The organism is Agathobacter rectalis ATCC 33656 (assembly GCF_000020605.1).
Taxonomy (GTDB): domain Bacteria; phylum Bacillota; class Clostridia; order Lachnospirales; family Lachnospiraceae; genus Roseburia; species Roseburia rectalis.
Genome location: NC_012781.1, coordinates 1,226,814 through 1,249,473, shown reverse-complemented (window position 1 = coordinate 1,249,473; position 22,660 = coordinate 1,226,814). Strand labels below are relative to the sequence as shown.

The window sequence follows — 22,660 nt, the reverse complement described above, 5'->3', positions numbered from 1 at the left end:
TCATATCTTGCATTTTGTCAATACAAAAATCATGGGACTACAATATATCGCAGTCCCATGATTCTAACTATATCTTATATTTTTGTTTGTAACTATTTAAGCCACCCTAGAACAAGAAAATCTACAGCTCAATTGCAATCGTATATGACTTCTCAAATTTCTCACCCTGTGCCAGCGAATTACCATACTCCCTGTCCTTTAATTCTCCGGCAAAGCCTGCTCTGTCGCATCGGCCGTACCACGGTTCAATACAGATAAACGGTGCTCCCATTCCTGCGGGTGACCACAGACCAAATAAAGGCGCATCAAAGGACACCGTAAGGTATGGCTTCTTATCCGGTGTACACAGGCTCACCTTTGAAGCCTGTCTGTTTTCTATTATGAGCGCATCCTTATCAAACATATGCTCATCTATCTGACAGTATCCATCCGCATCCACCTTAAGCAGATTGTCCTCCTTGTCTAAAAGTCCTCCGTCGCAGATAAGTCCGTAGGTGATTGCTTTGTCTGTGTCAAGCTTCAGATAATAGTCTGACTGCTTTCCCTGCTCTGCGACCGGACACATAAATGCCGGATGACCACCTATTGAGAAAAGTAAATCCTTTTTCACAGGATTAGTCACCCTCCAGGTCACTTTTATCTCACTGCCTGAGAGCTTATAGCCGATTTCGAGCACAAACTCAAACGGATATTTTGCAAGAGTCTCATCATTTGATTTAAGTGAAAACCATGCCTCATCCTTTGTCTGTGACACAAGCTCAAACTCCATATCCCTTGCAAAGCCGTGCTGTCCCATCGGATAATCTGTCCCATCAACGGTAAACTTCTTGTCCTTTAAGCTGCCGACAAACGGGAAAAGCACCGGTGCGCTTCTCTTCCAGTATTTCTCATCGGCATCCCACAGATACTGTGTACCAGTTTCCTTGCCGGTGATGCTTTTAAGCTCTGCTCCGAAGCTGTTTATCGTGAGCTCAAGTGATTCATTTTCCAGTTTAATCTCCATCACATATCTCCTTTTATATTTTTTGTAACTATTCAGAACCACCTTGAGAACAAGAAAACCTGTTGCTTACATGCAAGCATGACACATCATCTTTTTGGTTCTCAGTGGTTCTGAATAGTCTGTTTTTAATTACATCACAAGCAGTCCAATTACTCTTACAATAAATGCTGCCACCCATGCAATCGCACACTGCAAAAGCACCACGCTGACTGCCCACTTTGCACCCAGCTCTCTCTTTATGGATGCTATAGCAGCCACGCAAGGGCTGTAGAGCAGCGAGAACACCAGAAGAGATGCAGCTGAAAGTGTTGTGAGTGCTGTCGTAACAGTTCCGCCAAACAGTATCTCAAGTGTTGATACCACGCTCTCCTTTGCCATGAGTCCGCTGATAAGTGATGTGCATATACGCCAGTCTCCGAGTCCCAGAGGCTTAAAGATTGGCACGATAACACTTGAAATAGCGGCAAGCATGCTGTCCTTTGAGTCTGTTACCATGTTAAAGTGTATGTCAAAGCTCTGTAAGAACCATATAAGCATTGTGGCAATAAGTATTACTGTAAATGCCTTCTGCAAAAAGTCCTTTGCCTTCTCCCAGAGCAGCTGGCACACATTCTTGGCGCCCGGCATCCTGTAGTTTGGCAGCTCCATGACAAACGGCACTGCGTCACCTCTGAACAAAGTCTTTCTGTAGATAAATGCGAAAAGTATTCCGACAATTATTCCAAGGAAGTACAGTCCTCCCATGACAAGTCCGCCATGCTTCGGGAAAAATGCACTAACAAAGAATGCATAAATTGGCAATTTTGCCGAACAGCTCATAAACGGTGTGAGGAGTATAGTCATTCTACGGTCTCTCTCACTTGGCAGTGTACGTGTCGCCATGACAGCTGGCACCGTACAGCCGAAGCCTATGAGCATTGGTACTATGCTTCGTCCGGAAAGTCCTATCTTACGAAGGAGCTTGTCCATGAAGAATGCAACCCTCGCTATGTATCCGCTGTCCTCCATAAGTGATAAGAAAAAGAACAGTGTCACGATAATCGGCAAGAAGCTTAATACACTTCCGACACCCTGAAAGATGCCGTCTATTACCAGTCCGTGCAGCACCTCATTCACACCTGCCGCTGTGAGTGCCTTATCCGTAAGCGCGGTCAGTGCTCCTATGCCCTGCTCCAAAAGCCACTGAAGGCCTGCTCCGATTACGTTAAAGGTGAGATAAAATACCGCAAGCATTATCACTATAAAGCACGGTATTGCCGTGTATTTGCCTGTAAGAACACGGTCGATGCGCTCACTTCTGATACGCTCCCTGCTCTCCTTCGGCTTTACCACGGTGCTCTCGCATATTTTCTCAATAAATGTAAAGCGCATATCCGCAATTGCAGCGCTTCTGTCAAGGCCTCGCTCCTTTTCCATCTGGACAATCAGATGCTCTATTGCCTCTTTCTCATTCTCATCAAGATGAAGCTGCTCTAATATAAGTGCATCTCCCTCGATAATTTTGGTAGCAGCAAAGCGAATCGGAACTCCGGCGAGCTTTGCATGATCCTCAATCAGGTGGCTGACCGCGTGTATACATCTGTGCACAGCACCGCCAAAATCATTCTCATCACAGAAATCCTGTCTGCCCGGGCGCTCCTGATACTTTGCGATGTGTATTGCATGGCGCACCAGCTCATCAACACCCTGATTCTTTGCGGCAGAAATCGGTACAACAGGCACTCCTAACAGTCCCTCGATTTTATTTACATCGATTGAGCCTGAGTTTGCCGTCACCTCATCCATCATATTTAGAGCAATAACCATCGGTATATCCATCTCAAGAAGCTGCATGGTCAGATACAGGTTTCTCTCGATATTTGTCGCATCTACGATATTTATTATGGCCTTTGGCTTGTTATCGAGCACAAAGTTTCTCGACACAATCTCCTCATTTGTATATGGGCTCATTGAGTAAATACCCGGTAAATCTGTGATTGATGTGTCCGGATGTTCTTTAATAGAGCCATCCTTTCTGTCCACCGTCACTCCCGGGAAATTGCCCACATGCTGGTTTGAGCCTGTAAGCTGGTTGAAAAGTGTTGTCTTGCCGCAATTTTGGTTTCCCACAAGTGCGTATGTGAGCTTCTCACCATCCGGAAGGGGATTGCCGCTGCCTTTCACATGGTATTTACCCTCCTCACCAAGTCCGGGATGGGCTGTGTTGCTTATCTTTTTAGGGCCCTCATGCTTTCTTGAACGGCTGTCAATTAATTCTACCTCAATCTGTGCCGCATCATCAAGCCTCAATGTGAGCTCATAGCCGTGCACCTGAAGCTCCATCGGGTCTCCCATCGGTGCAAATTTGATAACTGTCACTTCGGCCTTTGGGATTACTCCCATATCCAGGAAATGCTGGCGCAGTGCGCCCTCACCGCCTACTGTAAGTATTCTGGCACTCTGTCCTATGCCAAGTTCTTTTAGTGTCATTTTATCGCTTCCTAGTGTATTTATTGATAATTTTTCTCAACTTATCACAAATATCTTACCACAAAGCGTGTGCCACTGCATTCATTTTTTTCATTTAATACATCTTTTTTACAATCCTCCACAATGATATATCCATTGTCATGACGCACAATTGCTTCCGCGAGCGAAAGTCCTATGCCGATGCTGTCTGCCGGCTGTCCGCTGCCGCTGTAAAAACGCGTAAAAATATGCTTTTTGTCCTCATCACTTATGGCTTCTCCATCGTTTTGCACTGTTATCTCTGCATACATCTCATACCTGTAAAAGCCTATCTTTACCTCACTCTCTGCGTGCTCTACTGCATTTTTTACTATGTTTGTAATGGCCTCACACTGCCAGTATGCATCAGCATGTATACAGGCATCCTTATCAGAGCCTTCATCTATGGACAGCCTTATGTCTCTCAAATCGCAAAGTGCCATAACATTGTCAGCTGCCTCAGACACAATTTCAGACAGCAGCGTATCCTTCTCATCAAACTCCACAACATCCGCTTCAAGCCTTGAAAGCTTTAAGATAGCCTGCACCATATGCGATATATTATCCACATCACGCTTTGCCCTGCGCATTATCCTGCTTCTGTTTTCAGGTGCCATATCAGGATTTCCTTCCAGATTTTCCAGATTTATCGAAAGTGATGTGAGCGGTGTCTTAAGCTGATGCGATATGTCAGAAAGCGCATCCTTTAGCAAAAGCTTGTCTGCCTTTGCATTTTCCGCAGACTCCCTCAAATAGATTGCTGTCTTGTAAAGCTCTCCCTTTAGTATAGAAATCTCTCCCTCTGTGCTATCTGCCATAAAAAGTCTGTAGTCTCCCTGATTTATGCGGCGCAGATAATCCGCAGCCTGTCTGACCTGTCTTTTAAAGCTAAATCTTATAAGCACAATGTAAAGGCAAAAGCCCCCTGCAAAAAGCACAACAAGAAATATGTCTAGCCAAAGCGCTCCTTTAAGCGCTTTTTCATTTGACAAAACCGCGGAATCCTTTTCCATATCAATGCCGTATTTTTTTAAGAGCGTCTCTGCGCTTTTTAAATTTGTATAATCACTATCGAAGCTGCTGTCATTTAGAATCGCGGCTATGCTGCCATCTGATACATCGGGATATTTTTCATGAATAAGCGCACATAGCTTAGCCACTGTGACGTTATAGTTTTTTGTATACGCCCTGTACTGAAAAAAGACGGTAAAAGCCATAACCGTCACACATATACATGTATATATTATTGCAAAATACACAAAATGTTTTCTGTTCTCTGAATTATATTTCTTCTTTCTCATGCTTTCCCCCGGGAACTGTCTCTGTCGACCGATACTGTTTAAAGAGCTTCATCTGAATCAACACGATACCCGATTCCCTTCACAGTCTTTATCACATTCTCACCAAGCTTTGCCCTGATGCGCTTCATATAGACAGTCACTGTATGGTCGTAGACATCGTTGCCTGTCGCCTCCCAGATACAGTCAAGCACGGCATTTCTGGACACAGCCTTGTCGTGATTTGTAAAAAGCAGATCAAGTATGCGGTTTTCAAGACTTGAAAGAGCAATCAACTGTCCATCCCTTCTTGCTTCCTTTTTGTCCAAATCATAGCTTATGCTTCCTGCATGTATGACAGATGAACTGTCATCACTTTTCCTACGTAAAAATACGCGGTTTACCCTCGCCACAAGCTCCCTTACGGAAAAAGGCTTTGTGATGTAATCCTCCGCTCCAAGCTCAAGTCCCTTTACTATATCATTTTCCTCATCCCTTGCGGTAAGAAAAATCACCGGTGTTTTTTCTTTTTCCAGCCTTTCGCTGTAAAAATCAAAGCCGTTCCCATCCGGAAGCGACACATCAAGCAGCACAAGGCCGGGGTGCTCACTCAAAAGCGCCCCAGCCTCCTTTAAATTGCCTGCTGTCAAAAGCTCATATTCAGGTTCTGTAAAGGTATCACACAGTCCCTCTGTTATTCCTTTATTGTCCTCTATGAGAAGTATTTTTTTCATATCAGCTCCCGCATTTCCTACAGATTTTCATTTTTGATTGTCTCAATAATGTTATTGTGTCTAAGCTTCATCATTGATAGTTTCATGATAGCATAAATCAGCATTATTACAACCACTATACACAATATAATTGCTTTATACGGCGGCTTATAAATGATTGCGCCACCCATCCTGTTCATCATAACACATAAGAGATAGCTTATTAAAATACCAAGCGGTACACCTATTACAAGAGCCTTTACAGATATAAACACACTCTCAAGTCTGACCATCCCTGCAAACTGCTTATCTGTCATTCCAATGCTTCTTAGTGTGGCAAACTCGCGGCTTCTAAGCTCCATTCCGGTGCTTAAGGTATTGATGATATTTGTGATTCCTATTAAGGCAATGACCACAATAAGTCCGTATGCAAATACTCCAAGCAGTGTAAAGAGTGATTTTTCATCGCGCATCTGCTTATCCATATTGCTGACATAAAAACTAATCTGAGAATACTCAGGATTTTCTGCCGTCTCCTTTTCTAATGTATCCTGATATTCATCTGCATTTTCTGCAACCACATATGCCGAATATATCGCATTCCCCGGTTTGAACTCATTACCGCTCTTGCCGTCAGCCCATAAGCTTTCAAAGCCTTTTTGGTTCATAAACAAAAGCGAGGTATTGCCGTAGCCATTATAACATGTTGGTACCTTGTCTGTGACACCTGCAATAGTTACATCTACAGTTTTTCTGACTCCTTTATTTATTGTTTCCTCGTCAACGTATCCACTGTTATCCTCCGTGCTGCTTTCAGTATCACCTTCCACAGCATTGTCATCATCAACAGCATCCTCATACACATTGTAGCCGCACCTGATTGTATCTCCTGCTTTATATTTGTACAGCTCCATCTCTTCTTTGACGTATTTCGAGCTTTTCTCATTATACACATCAAATGTGCCTTTATTTACAAGAATTGCTCCTGTATCTGCATTTTTTATGCCTGCGTCAGACGCATACTTATCATATGATTTGTCATTTAAAACCGTGATTAAAAACTCTTGTGAGACATCCTCACTGTCATCATAAAGCTGCCCGCAATACTCTCCATATTCCTTTGTATACTCCGGCTTATCTACATCAAAATAATAACCTGCTCCAACCAGATAATCCTCAGCTCCTTCAATGCCACTCAAAAGCTCAGAGAGCTTTTCAATATCAAGGTCCTTTTTACATGACATATTTATTCCAATATTGTAATCTACTGATGCATATGACATCCCAACAACGCTAAAGGCCATAGACATAAAGTATGATATCACAATAAAGGTTACTGAGCAGATGACAATGGATGTCACTGTGGTTCTGTACTTTTTTTTGTTTCTCTTTATATTCTTATATGAGATAACGCCTCCAATGCCCCAGATTCTGCCTATAATAGCCGGTGTCTTTAGCTTTGCTGACTTTATTTTAATCTCCTTTGTGTTTCTTATTGCTTCAAGCGGTGTGACCTTTGCGGCCCTTCTTGCACTGCCTGTTGCAGAAAAATAAATGGTCGCTATACTAAGTATCACAGCAAGAATAAGTGCAGGCAGGGAGGTATGAAAGCTCAAAGCAAAGTTAAGCCAGCCTGCTGACAGCGCATTTACCACCTTGACAAGTATGAGCGATGCCAAAATACCGCTCATGGTACCCACCGGAATACCAACCACTCCAAGCATTGCTGCCTCTGTCTTAACACTGCTTTTTATCTGGCGTCTCGTAGCACCCACGCTTGCAAGCATGCCATACTGCCTGATTTTTTCAGTGATTGATATGTTGAAGCTGTTTTTGATACAGTACACTGATGTCAGTATGATTATCAAAGCCACAACAGTAGCCACTGTAAACAGTGCTTTAAATGTACCGTCAATCGGGAAAACGCACTCATAGCTTATAAGGAAGCCATTCATATATATATCATATTTTGCATTTTCCATCTCTTTAAGAAACCTGTCACTCTCCTCAGCAGTCATTTCAACAGATGAATTATTCGCTTTCGCAAACAGCTTTTCATCCACGCCAATTATATCTGCTGTCACAGCATCCTTGTTTCTTAATGCCTTTTGAGTGTATCTGCTGTACACTGTGAGTGTAGTGTCAGCCTCGCTCTTTGTGCCGTTATCAATTGCTGCCAGTTCATCAGAGTATGTGACAAATGTATATCCGGCGGCACTATAGTCCTCCATTCCATAGCCCGGTCTTTCCATGATGCCTACCACCTTGTAGTGCTTTGTCACAATATCGGTAAGTGTCTCTGCCTCATGCTCATATGCGCTGTTTTCCCATATGACACCTTCGGTGTTTGAATCATATCGCTTTCCGACATCCAGTGTTATCTCATCCCCCACCTTTATGTCGATTCGTCCGTTTGTCTTTAAGTGCCTTGGAATGACTATCTCATCCTCATTTTTTGCCATGCGGCCCTCTATCAGTTTAAAGCAGCCCCTCTCAAAGCCGGCCTCATCTGTTGCCATGACATATGCATATGGCTTATCCTCATTCTTGCAGCCATCCAGCTTTGCAAAGCCCATTCCCATTGTCTCAAATGTGCTTTCAATATTTCTGTTGTTTTTAAACTCCGAAAGCTCAGACATTTTCACATTCGAAAATTTCACATGAAAGTCGCCGCCCTTTTGCTTCTGGTATTCAATCATACTGTACTGAAAGCTTGACACAAGTGTGACAAGCGCCGACAAAAGTGCTGTTGCCAGAATTATTCCGACTATCGTGACAATAGTTCTTTTCCTGTTGAGCTTTAAGTTTTTTAATGTGAGTGTCTTCATCAAATTCATCTGATTTTACCATCCTCTATCATTATTGTGCGGTCAGCCGCCTTTGCAAGCTCCATATTATGTGTAATCATAATGATTGTCTGGTTGAGCTCACGGTTTGAGGTCTTTAAGAGATGCATAATCTCGTTGCTTGCCTTGGTATCCAGGTTTCCGGTCGGCTCATCCGCGAGCACTATAGATGGTCTCGTAATCAGGGCTCTTCCTATAGATGTGCGCTGCTGCTGTCCTCCTGAAAGCTCATTTGGCAGATGAGTACGTCTCTCTGTAAGTCCAAGGCGCAAAAGCATGTCATCCATCTGCGCTTTTTCCACCTTTCTCCCATCAAGCTCCATCGGAATTGCCATGTTTTCTTCCACATTTAATATAGGTATCAGATTATAAAACTGATAAATGATGCCTACCTGTCTTCTTCTGAATATGGCAAGCTCATCATCATTCATTGCAAAAATATCAGTGCCGTTTATATACACCTTTCCGCTTGTTGGCCTGTCAACACCTCCGAGCAGATGAAGCAGTGTGGATTTTCCGGAGCCGCTCGCCCCTACAATTGCCACAAACTCTCCCTTTTCCACGCTCAATGACACATCGTCCAAAGCCTTGACCTGATTTTCTCCGGCTCCGTATATTTTTGATAAGTGTTCTACTCTAAGCAGTTCCATTTAATTCTCCTTTTCTTCTCTATGCATTTTTGAGTTCTGTGCGGTCTGTCCTTTAAAGTGCAGCCGCCCCGCGATACAAGTGTATAATACATTATGTAAAGTTACAGGTAGGTTACTTTTAAAAAATATTACAGCATAATATAAAAACTCCGGTCAGAACAAAAAGTTTTCTGTGCCGGAGCTTATATGTTATATGTTATATGTTTTATATCATATGTTTTATAATTATCTATGCCAATAATTATTTCTGCTTATATGAAGACAAAAAGTCTGCAAGCTTACCTGTGGCATCCTTTAATATCTCTGTTCGAGGCAGATATACCACTCTGAAATGATCAGGCTTATCCCAGTTGAAGCCGCCGCCGTGGATGATGAGTATCTTCTTCTCACGAAGCAGATCGAGTGCAAACTGTTCATCGTTTGTGATGTTGAACCTTGCAGTATCAATCTTTGGGAATATGTAAAATGCTGCCTTTGGCTTTACTGCCGAAATTCCCGGTATATCGTTTAATGCCTTGTAGACGTACTCTCTCTGCTCATAGATTCGTCCGCCCGGCACAATATACTCGCCTACACTCTGATATCCGCCTAAAGCTGTCTGCACTATCGACTGCGCCGGAACATTCGAGCAAAGACGCATGTTTGAGAGCATGTTGAGTCCCTCGATATAGTCCTTTCCGAGCGCCTTGTTGCCGCTTAAAACCATCCATCCGATACGATAACCTGCTATCATATGTGACTTCGAAAGTCCGCTGAAGGTCACACAGAAGAGGTCAGGTGCAAGCGATGCAATAGACACATGCTCATAGTCATCCATCACAAGCCTGTCATATATCTCGTCCGAAAAAATCATGAGCTCGTGCTCTCTTGCCACATCAACTATCTGCTGCAGCACCTCCCTCGGATAGAGCGCTCCCGTAGGGTTGTTAGGGTTTATTATTACGATGGCCTTGGTCTTGTCTGTAATCTTCTTTTTGATATCCTCTATGTCCGGATACCACTCTGACTGCTCATCACAGATATAGTGCACTGCCGTGCCTCCTGCAAGTGTAACGCAGGCTGTCCAAAGCGGATAGTCCGGTGCCGGCACAAGCACCTCATCACCATTGTCAAGAAGCGCCGACATGCTTAGGTTTATAAGCTCGCTGACTCCGTTTCCGGTATAGATATCCTCAACCGTCACATTAGGAAGCTTTTTGAGCTGTGCATATTGCATGATTGCCTTTCTTGCAGAAAAAAGTCCCTTGGAGTTGGAATACCCCTCACAGTCCGTGAGCTGGCGAGACATATCATATATCACCTCATCAGGTGTCCTGAAGCCAAACGGCGCAGGATTTCCTATATTGAGCTTCAACACATTTGTGCCGTTTTCCTCCATGCGGGCCGCCTCATCCACCACCGGTCCTCTAACATCATAAAGCACATTATCTAATTTTCTGGATTTTCCAAATTCTCTCATCCTGACAATCTCCTTTTATTTTCGTAACAATTCCTGTATCCGTAATCATATCCTGCTAGCCTAAAAGCTCAAAAACAGCCTCAGCGTCAAATACCACCTGCTTCACCTTATCAACCTCTATCTGATAAAGTGCATTTGCTGCCAGATGCTCTGCAGCCTGCTCGAGATCTCTTATGCCCGATGTGTTCTCGTGAAGCTTAATCACTGCATCAAGTCCGTCCTCTGTGAGAACGCACTCCTCCTCCTTCATTCCCATTCGCTCAAATACCTTGCGCAGGGCAAATCGCTGGAAGATGACCTTCTTCTCTTCATCGGTATAGTCCGGAATATCAATCACCGCAAAACGTGACATAAGCGGTGCAGAAATCTGGGATTTATCATTGGCTGTTGCAATCGGATATACTCCGACGGTCGGCACCATACACTCCATATAGTTGTCTGTAAAGCCCAGATTGTCAAGCAGTGTCAAAAGCACATCTGCCGGATTTCCGTTACCGTTTTTGCTTGAGGCCTTGTCGAGCTCATTGATGATAAATACAAGATTTGACTCTCCCGCCTGTGAAAATGCCTCCATAATGATTCCCGGCTTTGCATTTGAATAGATTCTTGAGCTTCCTGTGAGCTGCTCTGCATCATTTATGGAGCTCATATCGAGTGTGGTCCATGGAAGCTTGAGTATACGTGCAACAGCATATGCAATCTGTGACTTTCCGGTTCCTGCCGGTCCACAGAGAAGCAGTCCGTAGGCAGGAAGTGTATGAGTCCTGTTTATCTGGATAATGGTCTCAATGATTCTCTGCTTCACGCTCTCCATTCCATAGAGCTCCTCATCGAGTATGCGCCTTGCCTCCACAGGGTCAATTGCCTCAAAGTAATTTCCCTTCCACTGGATATTCATCATGATGGAAAGTGCTCTCTGCGCATGGCGTCTCTCCTCAGGTGATACCTCGCTTGAACGCGCAACTGCCAGATTTCTTCTGGCCCACAGCAGTATATTGTCAGGCAGTGTACGGCCTGCACAGGTCATGAAATCTGTGATGCTCTGTATACTGGTGAGCTTCATGCTGTCGCCCTCTTCCTCGTAATCATCGAGGTCGGGTTCATCCTCAGGCATGGTGCTGGCAAAGAGCCTTTCCATCATATACTGCAGGAATCCGTCCTCTGCAGACAGCTTTGTGCCTCTGCCGAGAGCCACCTCCCTCACCCTGTATACTGCGTATCCGTCAGGTGTATTGGCTCCTGAAAGCTGTACCTTTATGTGATTTTCGCCAAGCCACTTAAAAAGGCTAACGAAGCGGGAATCAATGCGCAGGATATCTGCACTGGTCACCCCATCACCATCCTCAAATTCAAAGGATGTACGCTTTATCGGATTTGTAAACATACCGAGCGCATGGTGCGCCCACTCCTTTTGCTTATTGTCTATCACAACAATCGGTTTATCGGCCGATGCCCTGGTCTCTGTCGAATGAAATGTCTCATATGTACACTCCGGATGCTCGTTTGCTACCGGTGTATCGCTAAAATCAAATACTGGCATTTTTATTCCTCTCTTTTCGTAATTGTATTCTTCATCATACCCTGTCAAAGGCTATGTCCTGTACCACCTCGCCCGCGATGATAAGTCCTGCCACTGATGGTACAAATGCAAGGCTTCCGGGAATATCCCTGCGCTGCGTGCACTTGTGTTCGGCACCCGGCGGGCAGATGCAGTTGCTTCTGCAGCTTATAGACATATCCTCTATCGGTCTTGTAGGCTTCTCCTCAGAGTATACCACCTTGAGCTTTTTCACGCCACGTTTTTTAAGCTCACGGCGCATGACCTTTGCAAGAGGACACATGCTGGTCTTATATATATCAGCCACCTTAAATGCACTTGCATCCAGCTTATTTCCCGCTCCCATGCTGCTTATGATAGGGACATTTTTCTCCTGTGCCTTCATGACAAGCGCAATCTTTGCCGTGACCGTATCAACCGCGTCAACTATATAATCATACTCTTCAAACGGAAATTCATCAGCATTTTCCGGCAAAAAGAAGCACCTGTGCGTCACGACACTGACATCAGGATTAATATCTTGAATCCTCTCCTCCATCACATCTGTCTTGTATTTTCCTATGGTCTTTCGGGTTGCGATTATCTGCCTGTTTAGGTTTGTAAGACACACCTTGTCATCATCGATAAGGTCAATCGCTCCCACGCCGCTTCTGACTAGTGCCTCGCAGACATATCCGCCCACTCCTCCTATTCCAAATACTGCGACTCTTGCGCCCTTTAGCCTATCCATCGCCTCTTTTCCAAGCAAAAGCTGTGTTCTTGAAAACTGATTTAACATTTATTTCTCCTTTTCATCCCTGACCACGCCGACACCGGCAGAAATCAGGAGTCTTACTGTATCCTTAAGCATGCTCCAGTCAGCCTTTGACAGATCATCGGCAGCCTTTATCATCTCAATGAGCTGCTTAAATGACATCTGGTCAAGGTTCTCAAAATTGGAGTCCGATGCTATTGAAAAAAGCACATTTACAAACTGCTTTCGCTGCGCCTCATCCATGCTGCCTATCCAGTTTCTGAGTGTCTTGTCAAGGCGCACACTGTTTTTGTCCAGCCCATCCGCCTTTATGATACTTCCGCCCATTATCTCCCAGGAAAAAGCATCATGTTGCAGCGGCCCCGAATTATGGCTTCTTACCACCTCATAATCGTCCACATGCTCAAGCAATAAGCCAACAATAGACGACTGCGGCAGAAATGTCTCTATTCTGTCAAAAATTCTTTTGTAGCCTGCCGTATATATCATCTTGTGATTGAAGCCCGGCCCATCAAAATTATAAACCTTTATAATGACATCCTGCACCTCTTTATCCACATGCATGGCGGCAAACACTGCCAGATTTCCACCCTTTGAGTGCCCGCCTATCCACAGCTTTCTTGTATTGATGCTTTTATTGTTGATATTTTCATCATCTAAAGCTTTATCATTTACGGCTTTTTCATTTATGCCCCTATCATCATTGCATATATATGCTGCCATCTGCTTTAAATATTTTTTCGCCTTGTTCTGTCCCGGTGTCTCATCGAGATAGCTTAGATTAAAGTTTTCCTTCCAGCCGACCACGGAATGGTCTGTACCACTGTAGGAAATGAAATATGTGCCGTCAGGCAGTTCTATCGTAACCGCAGAAAACTGCGACTCCTCTTTTTCACTAATATCGTATATATAATATCTCAAAATGCAGTCAGCATAGCGCCTTGAGTGCGCCAGCTTTTGAAGCAGCCTCGCGGAGTGGCGGAAAAGATTAGGCATCTGCTCAATCTCATCATCACTGTGGTCCGCGCAGTAAAGGCTTGAAAGCTGTTTTATCGTAAGGTATGACTTCTTTGCATCCGGCATATATGGCTTCATCTGCACATAAATAAGCTGTGAAAAAATCAGTCCGTCCACCTCATTTACATGCACCTCATCAAAGCCTATATCTCCACGCCAGTCAATATAATCCATGATATCTGCCATACAATGCCCTCCTGAAATATATCTGTCTTATTCATCATAGTGATCTAGGAAGCTGTGCTTTATGCCATCCTTTTTATATGCTACAACCGTAGCCAGATTTACATTCTCCACGCTCTTAAATATATTTGCCTCGACAAAAGGATTCACCTTTTTAAGATTAGCGATGAGCTGCTTTATCTCAACACGCTTTGAGCGGTTTTCCTCATTATTGCAGGTGGTACAGGTATCTGTAAACTTGCAGGCACACTGTATGAAATGCAGACCGTTGTAATCACGCCATGCCTTGATATCGTCCTCCCTGACCAGGTAAAGAGGCCTGATAAGCTCCATGCCCTCAAAGTTTGTGCTGTGAAGCTTAGGCATCATGGTCTGTACCTGTGCACCGTAGAGCATACCCATGAGTATCGTCTCAATAACATCATCATAGTGATGTCCGAGCGCAATTTTGTTGCAGCCCAGCTCCTTTGCAAATGCATACAGATGTCCTCTTCTCATCCTCGCACATAAATAGCATGGCGATTTTTCGATATCATATACAGCATCAAATATATCTGACTCAAAAATAGTGGCAGGGATGCCAAGGTTCCTGCAGTTTTCCTCTATGACATGCCTGTTTGCCTCATTGTAGCCCGGGTCCATGACGAGAAACTTCACATCAAAATCAAACTTATTGTGATGCTTAAGCTCCTGAAACAGCTTTGCCATGAGCATGGAATCCTTACCTCCCGAGATACACACTGCAATCTTATCCCCCGGTTTTACAAGCTCATAGGTATTTATCGCCTTTGTAAACTTGCGCCAGATGGATTTCTTAAATTTCTTTCTGATGCTTTGCTCCACATCTGCCTTTATATCGCGCTCTGCCACCTCATCCTCTTTCATGGCATCAAGCAGCCAGCTTATATAGCCTCCCTTTAAGCTTGCCGCATCAAAACCTTTTTCTGTGAGATACTCTGCCACATCCACACTCGTCTTACCACGGCTGCAGACTATGACAAGCTTCTTATCATGTGGCACCCTCTCATCTGACTCTATTTCCTCTGCCTGAATATTGAGTGCTCCCTTTATGGCACCGTGCGCCACCTCTTCCTCACTTCTTATATCTATTATCTGATAGCTGTTACTATCCAGCTTTTTAACTTCTTCTATACTAAGCTGCATTTTATTTCTCCTATATTATTTCCGCAATGACTTTATTTCCTGAAATATCCTGTACTCATAATATGCCGTCACCACAAGGATGAGCCCTATCATAATAAGGCTGTATACATCGCGTATTGCTATTCCAAACGCATCACACACGCATGGCACCAAAAGCCCCGCAGTAAAAACAAGCTTTACAAACGTCAAAAGCCTGAGTGAATACTTTCTGATATTGCCCACACACAGCTCCGCTGCTATGTGATTGAGCTTTTCCGGATAATGCTGCAGCCATGTGATTGCAATGTATACAAGCAAAAGCACAAGTATATTGGCCACAAACTTAAATACCTGTATGTGATAGCACACTCCATAATAAATCTGTAAGCCTATATACGCAAGAGCTAAAATAGCATCTATTGCCTCAAGCACCGCCGAAGCAAAGGTCATATCTCTTTTTCTCATATAAATCTACTACCTTTCATTAACACCTTAAACACGTAAAAATAAGGTAAAACGATATTGTTTCTCTTTAAACTATCTAATTTTATCATATTATGGACTATCTTTCTAGAAAAATTGTGATATAATAATCAGGTTAAAGGAATTTTATTTAAAAATTAATAATACAACGAGGTTTAATCGAAAATGAGCAAATTAACAATACCAAAGAACTATTCTTCGGCACTGAATCTTCACGATACACAGCTTGCCATCAAGACTGTTAAGGATTTCTTCCAGGGCATGCTCGCACAGCGTCTTTCCCTGACACGTGTTTCAGCACCGCTTTTCGTTGATCCTACCACAGGCTTAAACGATAACTTAAACGGATATGAAAGACCTGTTACCTTCGGCATCCTTGAGCAGGGTGACAAGGAGGCAGAGGTCGTTCACTCTCTTGCCAAGTGGAAGAGATATGCATTAAAGAAATACGGCTTCTCTCTCGGCGAGGGCATCTACACAGATATGAATGCCATAAGACGTGATGAGGAGACTGACAATATCCACTCTATATTTGTTGACCAGTGGGACTGGGAAAAGATCATCCGCAAGGAGGACAGAAACTTAGACTTCCTTAAGGAAACAGTAAAGACAGTATACAAATGCCTGCGCAAGACCGAGCAGTACATGGCTATACAGTACGACTACATAGATTTAATTCTGCCAAAGGATATCACCTTTATCACCACATCAGAGCTTGAGGAAATGTTCCCGGACAATACTCCAAAGGAGCGCGAGTATTATTTTGCAAAGGCAAAGGGTGCAATCTGTGTAATGCAGATTGGTGACAAGCTTGCAAACGGAGAGCCTCACGACGGACGTGCCCCTGACTATGACGACTGGGCTTTAAACGCTGATATCATCGTGTACTATCCTGTTCTTGATATCGCACTTGAGCTTTCATCAATGGGTATCCGTGTAGATGAAAAAGCCCTAAAGGAACAGCTTGACAAGGCCGGATGTCCTGAGCGTGCTAAGCTTCCATTCCAGAAGGCTATCCTCAACAAGGAGCTTCCGTACACTATCGGAGGCGGAATCGGACAGTCACGAATCTGTATGTTCTTCCTCAGAAAGGCTCATATCGGTGAGGTACAGAGCTCACTGTGGCCTGAGGAGACAATTAAGGCATGTGAGGAGCATGGTATTCAATTGCTATAATCTGCATACCATACTTTACTGTTTGTTATTAAAAACCTGCTGTGTCAGACAAGCATGACACAGCAGGTTTTTTATTTCTTATTTTTAATTTTTCCATATGCATCACAAACATCAGCATAAATGCATGTATTGCTGCTATTATCTACACAAACATCCTCCATGCAGCCCTGATCTGCGAACCCAGCCTCTCAAACTGCCAGTGGGTATTGCTCTTTATGATACTGTTTGGATCATTTATAGTAAAGCCCTCATCATCATAGCCTGTGATCACCATAAAATGTCCCTTTTCTGTGAAATCTCCCGGACCGACATTTACGACTATCAGATTGCCCTCATCAAGCCTTTCTTTAAATGTATCCTCATCCACCTTTATAGTCTTTGCATTTACCCCGTAGTGCCTGCAGCCCTTGCTTATAAGATTCCATGCACTTCCGGAGCCATCCACACTGTAGCCGGCCTCCTTTGCATACTCTGCCACCGCAAGAGGGGATGCCTGTGCATCATGTGTCAGATATAATACAACCATCGAAAGTGCAGTCGGACCGCAGCCACTCGCCGCAAAATAATTGCCACTGTACTTTTCATAGCCCCATCTCTTATCCCACTGCTGCAAAAGAGGTACTGTATCCTGCGAAGCCTCTGCAGTCAGATCAATATCATGCTCTATCGAATGCTCCTTAGGATACTCATATATGAAGTCAATTGCCTCATCATTTTTCTTGGCAAGCTCCTTTAGCTGTCCCGGATACTTTGCACTGTGAAGTATCTCATCAAGCTTCGTTTCCTTGTCAGGCTCACTGTCTTGCTCCGCAGAGTTTACATCAGCCTCTGAGCTGTTTTGCTTTTTTTCTGAATCCATTTTAGATGCGGTAAGTGAATTATTATTCTTCTGCACATCAACATCTCTTGATTGCGTCTTATTATCAGCACCTACCACCGCGTCAGCTACGGGAACTAAAAGCTGCATGCCACACGCCAGAAATGTTGTTATGATTATCGCTGCACAAAGAACTATTGCGCCTATTTTCATGCGCCTGTCGCGGTGCCTTGCACGTTTTATGCTTCCCTGCCTTCTATGAGTTTTCTTATGTGTCTTTCCCATTGTTCTCCTCTTACTATTACAGCTTATCAACCTCATCCATCCAGATACGTCCACACGCATCAGAAGGCATCCTTAGGTCTCCTCTCGGTGAGACCGCCACTGTTCCTACCTTTGGTCCATCCGGCAGACATGAGCGCTTGAACTGCTGTGCGAAAAATCTGCGATAGAAGTTCTTAAGCCATTTGAGAATAAACTCATCATCATATTTTCCTTCAAATGCTATCCTTGCAAGGCGGTAAACCTTGGCAGGAGCATAGCCGCAGCGCAGCATATTGTAAAGGAAGAAGTCATGCAGCTCATAAGGGCCCACAAGATCCTCTGTCTTCTGTGAAATCTTACCGTTTTCAGGTGGTAAAAGCTCAGGAGAAACAGGTGTATCAAGCACATCAAGAAGTGTACTTTCCAGCAAATCGCTGCCGCAGGTATCTGCATAGTATTTTACCAGATGGCGCACCAGAGTCTTTGGAACCGATGCATTTACAGCATACATGGACATATGGTCTCCGTTGTAGGTAGCCCAGCCGAGTGCCAGCTCTGACAAATCTCCTGTACCTATGACCATTCCGTTTTCCTTGTTTGCGATATCCATAAGTATCTGTGTGCGCTCGCGTGCCTGTCCATTCTCGTAGGTGACATCATGCACAGACGGATCCTGTCCGATATCCCTGAAATGTATATTTACAGCATCCTTTATATCCACCTCGATAAATGTAGCACCAAGGCATTTTATTAGGTTTACCGCATTGTCATATGTGCGGTCTGTTGTTCCAAAGCCCGGCATAGTAACTGCCGCTATATCCTTGTGATCCTTTCCCAAAAGATCAAATGCCCTTACCGTGACAAGCAGTGCCAATGTGGAGTCAAGTCCTCCTGAAATACCGATAACTGCTGTCTTACAGTTGGTATGCTCTAATCGCTTTTTAAGTCCCATAGCCTGAATCATGAGAATCTCATCACAGCGTCTGTCCCTGTCTGTCTTGTCCGCCGGAACAAACGGAGCCGGATTCACATAGCGGCTAAGAGTGGTATCCTTTACCTCAAGGTCAAACTCAGCCCATCTGTGGTCATCCTCGACAACAAAGGTTGTCATCCTGCGCCTCTCAGTCTCTATTCTTTCCACATCAAACTCGCTGTATATAGTCTCATTTGTAAAGCGCCCTGACTCGGCAAGCACATTTCCGTTTTCACAGATGAGATTGTGTCCTGAGTAGACCACATCCTGTGTGGACTCACCGTCTCCCGCTGACGCATAAATATATCCACAGATTAATCTGGCAGACTGTCCGCTCACAAGCTCTCTCCTGTATATTGCCTTGCCTGTCACCTCATCTGATGCAGACAGATTTACAATCACAGTGGCACCAGACATCGCGTGTCTGATGCTCGGCGGGTTCGGAGTCCAAAGATCCTCACAAAGCTCCACCGCTATCTTAAGCTTTGGCAGCTGCTTGCAGCTAAAAATAAAATCAGTATCTACAGACACCTGCTGTCCATTTTTCAGTGTGACATATGTGCTTAAGTTTTCTCCCGATGCAAAATGCCTTGCCTCATAAAACTCATTATAGTTTGGCAGAAATGTCTTTGGCACCATGGCAAGCACCTCTCCGCGCGATACAACTGCCGCCATATTATAGAGCATGCCGTTTATCTCATATGGAAGCCCTATGAAAAATATGCCGTCAAGGCTCCTGCTGTAATCTGCTATCCCTATAAGCTCATCCTCTGCTGCAGCTATGAGCTTATCCTGCCAGAAAAGATCCTGACAGGTGTATCCGGTAATGCAAAGCTCCGGGAAAACAACCACCTTTGCCCCGTTGTCAGTGCACTCCTTCATAAGAGCTTTAATAAGCTGTCCGTTGTATACAGTATCAGCTACCTTTACCTTTGGTGTCGCTGCAGCGACCTTTATATATCCGTCCTTCAATTAGCGCATCTCCTTCAACTCATCCACCGTAAACTCATATGCCTTATTACAGAACTGGCACTTTACCTCAATGCTCTCGCCATCTGCGATAATGGAATCAAGATCCTTTTTGCTAAGTGTGGAAAGTGCTCTGCTCACACGCTCCTTTGAACAGTCACAGTGGAAGCGTGTCTCTGTCGTATCTGTGATTTCAAGCCCGAAATCCCCTAAAATTTCCTCAAGTATCTGCTCCGGAGTCAGCCCCCTGTCAAGCATCTGTGTCACAGAATCAATCTCTGTGATTTTCTTTTCAAGCCTGTCCACAACATCCTCCGGTGTAAACGGCATAAGCTGGATGATAAATCCACCGGACTGCTTCACGCTCTGGTCCTTATCCACCAGCACGCCAAGACCAACCGCCGACGGAATCTGCTCAGATGTGGCAAAATAATAAGTCAGATCCTCAGCTATCTCACCTGTTTTAAGCTCACACTGACCTGAATACGGCTCCTTTAAGCCCATATCCTTTATGACTGTAAGTATACCAAGATCAAGCGCTCCTCCCACATCGAGCTTGCCTGCCGCATTGAGTGGCAGCTCAACCTGTGGATTCATGGCAAAGCCCTTTACATTGCCGTGCGAATCTGCTGTGACGGTAAGTCCCTTTGCAGGTCCGCTGCACTGTATCTGAAGAGTTATGATATCCTTATCGCCCTTCATCATAGCTCCCATCATGGCTCCCGCAGAAAGGAGTCTGCCAAGTGCCGCCGTCATGACAGGTGTTGTCATGTGATCCTCTCTGGCGTTCTCCACCATCTCCTTTGATGTTACAGCAAATGCTCTGATATTGGCATCCGCCGCTGTTGCTCTTACTATATAATCTGACATAATTTACCTCTCATTATCTAATTCTATGCTTTATGTGCAATTAAAGTGACCTTCTCACTGTCACATTTCACCTGATTGTCTGTGTACGCATCATACACCGCATCAAACACAAGTCCCGACTGCTCAAGAAGCTCCTTAAGCTCTGAAATCTCATAGCATCTCTGGAAATGAGTTTCCTCAAACTTCTTGTAGATGTCATCCTCATCCTCTGACTGCTCCTTTATAAAAAGTGTCAGGTCATACTCGTTTATTTTCTCATCGGCATCATAATAATTGTCCCATATAAAGCTGCCCTCATCACGGTTTTCAGCTATGGTATTATCAGCCATGAGCACCTCATATTTGTATGGAGTATTGATATCAAATATAAAAATGCCACCCTCTTTGAGACTTTCGCTCACGCAGAAAAAAACTGCCTGCAGATCCTCAGGCTCAAGAATGTAATTGATGCTGTCACATGCGCTTACGACGGCACTCACCTTTTCTCCCGGTTCAAACTCTCTCATATCCTGCATCAGATAAAGGATTCTGTCATCCTCTCTCTCAAGCGCCATATCAAGCATGTCAAAAGAATTGTCAATGCCTATCATATCATAGCCTGCATCTGCAAGAAGCGTGGTAAGCTTTCCCGTACCACAGCCTAAGTCCACGACATATCCACTGTCTATGCCATTTGCACGCAGTTTTTCGACAATATATCTGCTCCACTTCTCATATGGCACATTGTCCATGAACATGTCATACACCCGGGCAAAACTCGTGTATGCTTCCATAATTACCTCATTTCGTGTTTCTATTTACAGTAACTATATAATAACAATTAAATGTCTCAAAATCAAGGTTGATATAAGGCACAAAAACCATTATACTAAGCATATGATTGATAATTACGAACACTACATAACAAAAAACATCAAAGCATTTTACAAAAGGCGTCTTTTCTCTCCGATTGTATACATCATTCTGCTTACCGTGCTATGGTTTGCATTTTCACTCGGAGATATTTTATCGCCCATACACATTGACGATTCTGTCAGCTTTGAAGCTGCATACAAGGATTCGGACAGATATGTAAAAACCACCCTTAAAAAGCTTTACTTTACCGGCTACACCATGAAGGACGGCAACGATATCAAGGGCTATTACTACTACTGCATGCGTGATAAGCACTGCTCTATTGTACTGCTTGCACCATCCACCTGTGAGGAGGGTCTGCCCTCTATCGACAAACTCACGGTGGTCGGTAAAATCGTAAAGGGAAAGGGCACCTACACACAGTTTGTAAATAAACTGTCTAAGGATCTGAGTTGGGATTCCAAGGGACTCTCCGATACCATAACAGGCTACTATCTTAATGAGCCTGAGTACCATTTGAAAACTACTATTTTTATGTTTGTTTTTTATTTTGGCACTCTCATCTATGCTGTTATCAGCCTGATATTCTACATCCTATGCATCAGGTTTCCTGTTTTGGCACCGGCATGTCAGAATCTTGTTGTATTTGGCAATCCGCACAAACTGCTTGCCGAGGCTGAGGAGGAGCTTGCGACACTGCCACAGCTTGCCACCGAGGACATGTTTATCACAGAGCACTATTTTATCATGACCTCGCCTTATGGCAATGCCATCGTGCCTATCAAAGAGATTTTATGGATTTACAAATACTCTACCCTGCACAAGATTCTGTGGTATCATTTCAGCATCTCATATACACTGCATATTTCCGCAAATAAGCATCTGTATATTCATTGTCCGAAGAACACGAAGTCTGATATCGATGGTATCATCGATTATCTGGCTGAGGCTAATCATGATATTCTGGTTGGTTTCAGTGAGGAAAACAGATTGAAGGTGCAGGCTGTTCAGGGGAAACCGCTGCATATTGAGAGGCTTCTTGCGTGGAAGAAGAAATAAAGCGTTTTAAGTTTATTGGATTAAATGACAAAGCCTCGCAGGAGCACTTGCTGCAAAATACGCTCATACTAAGCGGATTTTACAGCAGTGTTCCTGCGAGGCTC

18 protein-coding genes are annotated in these 22,660 nt (G+C 44.1%); 2 read left to right on the top strand and 16 right to left on the bottom strand.

The window, feature by feature from the left end; translation table 11 throughout:
* Positions 1–121: 121 nt before the first annotated feature.
* The 12 genes from EUBREC_RS06075 to EUBREC_RS06020 form a co-directional block, all read right to left on the bottom strand.
* Positions 122–1,003 carry an aldose 1-epimerase family protein gene (locus EUBREC_RS06075; RefSeq protein ID WP_012742231.1) on the bottom strand — a complete coding sequence of 294 codons (882 nt, stop codon included), beginning with the start codon at positions 1,001–1,003 and terminating at the stop codon, positions 122–124.
* Positions 1,004–1,132: 129 nt separating this feature from the next.
* Positions 1,133–3,472, bottom strand: a complete 2,340-nt coding sequence (gene feoB / locus EUBREC_RS06070; protein WP_012742230.1) for a ferrous iron transport protein B — start codon at positions 3,470–3,472, stop codon at positions 1,133–1,135.
* Between the two features lie 44 nt (positions 3,473–3,516).
* Entirely contained in the window at positions 3,517–4,791 is a 1,275-nt protein-coding gene (locus tag EUBREC_RS06065; protein ID WP_012742229.1) for a sensor histidine kinase, read from the bottom strand.
* 38 nt (positions 4,792–4,829) lie between these two features.
* Complete coding sequence (locus EUBREC_RS06060; RefSeq protein WP_012742228.1) at positions 4,830–5,501, bottom strand: response regulator transcription factor; 672 nt, start codon at positions 5,499–5,501, stop codon at positions 4,830–4,832.
* Positions 5,502–5,518: 17 nt separating this feature from the next.
* Positions 5,519–8,317 (bottom strand): ABC transporter permease, encoded by a 2,799-nt coding sequence (locus tag EUBREC_RS06055; protein WP_012742227.1) that lies wholly within the window; start codon positions 8,315–8,317, stop codon positions 5,519–5,521.
* On the bottom strand, positions 8,314–8,976 hold the full coding sequence (locus tag EUBREC_RS06050) for an ABC transporter ATP-binding protein (protein WP_012742226.1): 663 nt from the start codon (positions 8,974–8,976) through the stop codon (positions 8,314–8,316). The genes EUBREC_RS06055 and EUBREC_RS06050 overlap by 4 nt, the downstream gene beginning before the upstream one ends.
* 241 nt (positions 8,977–9,217) lie before the next feature.
* On the bottom strand, positions 9,218–10,435 hold the full coding sequence (locus EUBREC_RS06045) for an aminotransferase class I/II-fold pyridoxal phosphate-dependent enzyme (RefSeq protein ID WP_012742225.1): 1,218 nt from the start codon (positions 10,433–10,435) through the stop codon (positions 9,218–9,220).
* A gap of 55 nt (positions 10,436–10,490) precedes the next feature.
* Positions 10,491–11,975, bottom strand: coding sequence for an AAA family ATPase (locus tag EUBREC_RS06040; RefSeq protein ID WP_041254538.1), 1,485 nt, complete (start codon positions 11,973–11,975; stop codon positions 10,491–10,493).
* Between the two features lie 34 nt (positions 11,976–12,009).
* Positions 12,010–12,771, bottom strand: a complete 762-nt coding sequence (locus EUBREC_RS06035; protein ID WP_012742223.1) for a tRNA threonylcarbamoyladenosine dehydratase — start codon at positions 12,769–12,771, stop codon at positions 12,010–12,012.
* The gene (locus tag EUBREC_RS06030; protein WP_012742222.1) at positions 12,772–13,950 is read right to left on the bottom strand and encodes an Mbeg1-like protein; all 1,179 of its coding nucleotides are present in this window, start codon (positions 13,948–13,950) and stop codon (positions 12,772–12,774) included.
* A 27-nt stretch (positions 13,951–13,977) separates the two neighbouring features.
* Positions 13,978–15,111, bottom strand: a complete 1,134-nt coding sequence (locus EUBREC_RS06025; RefSeq protein WP_012742221.1) for a PP-loop family protein — start codon at positions 15,109–15,111, stop codon at positions 13,978–13,980.
* A gap of 15 nt (positions 15,112–15,126) precedes the next feature.
* Positions 15,127–15,555, bottom strand: coding sequence for a hypothetical protein (locus EUBREC_RS06020; protein ID WP_012742220.1), 429 nt, complete (start codon positions 15,553–15,555; stop codon positions 15,127–15,129).
* Positions 15,556–15,738: 183 nt separating this feature from the next.
* On the opposite strand from EUBREC_RS06020, the gene asnA reads away from it, so the two are divergent.
* Entirely contained in the window at positions 15,739–16,749 is a 1,011-nt protein-coding gene (asnA, locus tag EUBREC_RS06015) for an aspartate--ammonia ligase (RefSeq protein ID WP_012742219.1), read from the top strand.
* Between the two features lie 142 nt (positions 16,750–16,891).
* On the opposite strand, the gene EUBREC_RS06010 is transcribed toward asnA, so the two are convergent.
* Genes EUBREC_RS06010 through EUBREC_RS05995 form a run of 4 tightly spaced genes read right to left on the bottom strand, consistent with a single transcriptional unit; the run spans position 16,892 to position 21,415 of the window.
* Positions 16,892–17,851 (bottom strand): C39 family peptidase, encoded by a 960-nt coding sequence (locus EUBREC_RS06010; RefSeq protein WP_012742218.1) that lies wholly within the window; start codon positions 17,849–17,851, stop codon positions 16,892–16,894.
* A gap of 16 nt (positions 17,852–17,867) precedes the next feature.
* Positions 17,868–19,775, bottom strand: coding sequence for an NAD(+) synthase (locus EUBREC_RS06005; RefSeq protein ID WP_012742217.1), 1,908 nt, complete (start codon positions 19,773–19,775; stop codon positions 17,868–17,870).
* The gene (hslO, locus tag EUBREC_RS06000; RefSeq protein ID WP_012742216.1) at positions 19,776–20,642 is read right to left on the bottom strand and encodes an Hsp33 family molecular chaperone HslO; all 867 of its coding nucleotides are present in this window, start codon (positions 20,640–20,642) and stop codon (positions 19,776–19,778) included.
* Between the two features lie 23 nt (positions 20,643–20,665).
* Positions 20,666–21,415, bottom strand: coding sequence for a class I SAM-dependent DNA methyltransferase (locus EUBREC_RS05995; protein WP_041253975.1), 750 nt, complete (start codon positions 21,413–21,415; stop codon positions 20,666–20,668).
* 103 nt (positions 21,416–21,518) lie between these two features.
* Here EUBREC_RS05995 and EUBREC_RS05990 point away from each other — a divergent pair, with 103 nt between their 5' ends.
* The gene (locus EUBREC_RS05990) at positions 21,519–22,556 is read left to right on the top strand and encodes a DUF6709 family protein (RefSeq protein WP_015568795.1); all 1,038 of its coding nucleotides are present in this window, start codon (positions 21,519–21,521) and stop codon (positions 22,554–22,556) included.
* The last annotated feature ends 104 nt before the right edge of the window (positions 22,557–22,660 follow it).

What these genes read in the sequence shown, in the direction of transcription:
- EUBREC_RS06025 (WP_012742221.1), bottom strand. Translation starts at nt 15,111, where the DNA reads ATGCAGCTTAGTATAGAAGAAGTTAAAAAGCTGGATAGTAACAGCTAT.
- EUBREC_RS06055 (WP_012742227.1), bottom strand. Translation starts at nt 8,317, where the DNA reads ATGAATTTGATGAAGACACTCACATTAAAAAACTTAAAGCTCAACAGG.
- EUBREC_RS06060 (WP_012742228.1), bottom strand. Translation starts at nt 5,501, where the DNA reads ATGAAAAAAATACTTCTCATAGAGGACAATAAAGGAATAACAGAGGGA.
- EUBREC_RS06030 (WP_012742222.1), bottom strand. Translation starts at nt 13,950, where the DNA reads ATGGCAGATATCATGGATTATATTGACTGGCGTGGAGATATAGGCTTT.
- EUBREC_RS06020 (WP_012742220.1), bottom strand. Translation starts at nt 15,555, where the DNA reads ATGAGAAAAAGAGATATGACCTTTGCTTCGGCGGTGCTTGAGGCAATA.
- EUBREC_RS06035 (WP_012742223.1), bottom strand. Translation starts at nt 12,771, where the DNA reads ATGTTAAATCAGTTTTCAAGAACACAGCTTTTGCTTGGAAAAGAGGCG.
- EUBREC_RS06075 (WP_012742231.1), bottom strand. Translation starts at nt 1,003, where the DNA reads ATGGAGATTAAACTGGAAAATGAATCACTTGAGCTCACGATAAACAGC.
- asnA (WP_012742219.1), top strand. Translation starts at nt 15,739, where the DNA reads ATGAGCAAATTAACAATACCAAAGAACTATTCTTCGGCACTGAATCTT.
- EUBREC_RS06065 (WP_012742229.1), bottom strand. Translation starts at nt 4,791, where the DNA reads ATGAGAAAGAAGAAATATAATTCAGAGAACAGAAAACATTTTGTGTAT.
- EUBREC_RS05990 (WP_015568795.1), top strand. Translation starts at nt 21,519, where the DNA reads ATGATTGATAATTACGAACACTACATAACAAAAAACATCAAAGCATTT.
- EUBREC_RS06045 (WP_012742225.1), bottom strand. Translation starts at nt 10,435, where the DNA reads ATGAGAGAATTTGGAAAATCCAGAAAATTAGATAATGTGCTTTATGAT.
- EUBREC_RS06050 (WP_012742226.1), bottom strand. Translation starts at nt 8,976, where the DNA reads ATGGAACTGCTTAGAGTAGAACACTTATCAAAAATATACGGAGCCGGA.
- hslO (WP_012742216.1), bottom strand. Translation starts at nt 20,642, where the DNA reads ATGTCAGATTATATAGTAAGAGCAACAGCGGCGGATGCCAATATCAGA.
- EUBREC_RS05995 (WP_041253975.1), bottom strand. Translation starts at nt 21,415, where the DNA reads ATGGAAGCATACACGAGTTTTGCCCGGGTGTATGACATGTTCATGGAC.
- EUBREC_RS06040 (WP_041254538.1), bottom strand. Translation starts at nt 11,975, where the DNA reads ATGCCAGTATTTGATTTTAGCGATACACCGGTAGCAAACGAGCATCCG.
- EUBREC_RS06010 (WP_012742218.1), bottom strand. Translation starts at nt 17,851, where the DNA reads ATGGGAAAGACACATAAGAAAACTCATAGAAGGCAGGGAAGCATAAAA.
- feoB (WP_012742230.1), bottom strand. Translation starts at nt 3,472, where the DNA reads ATGACACTAAAAGAACTTGGCATAGGACAGAGTGCCAGAATACTTACA.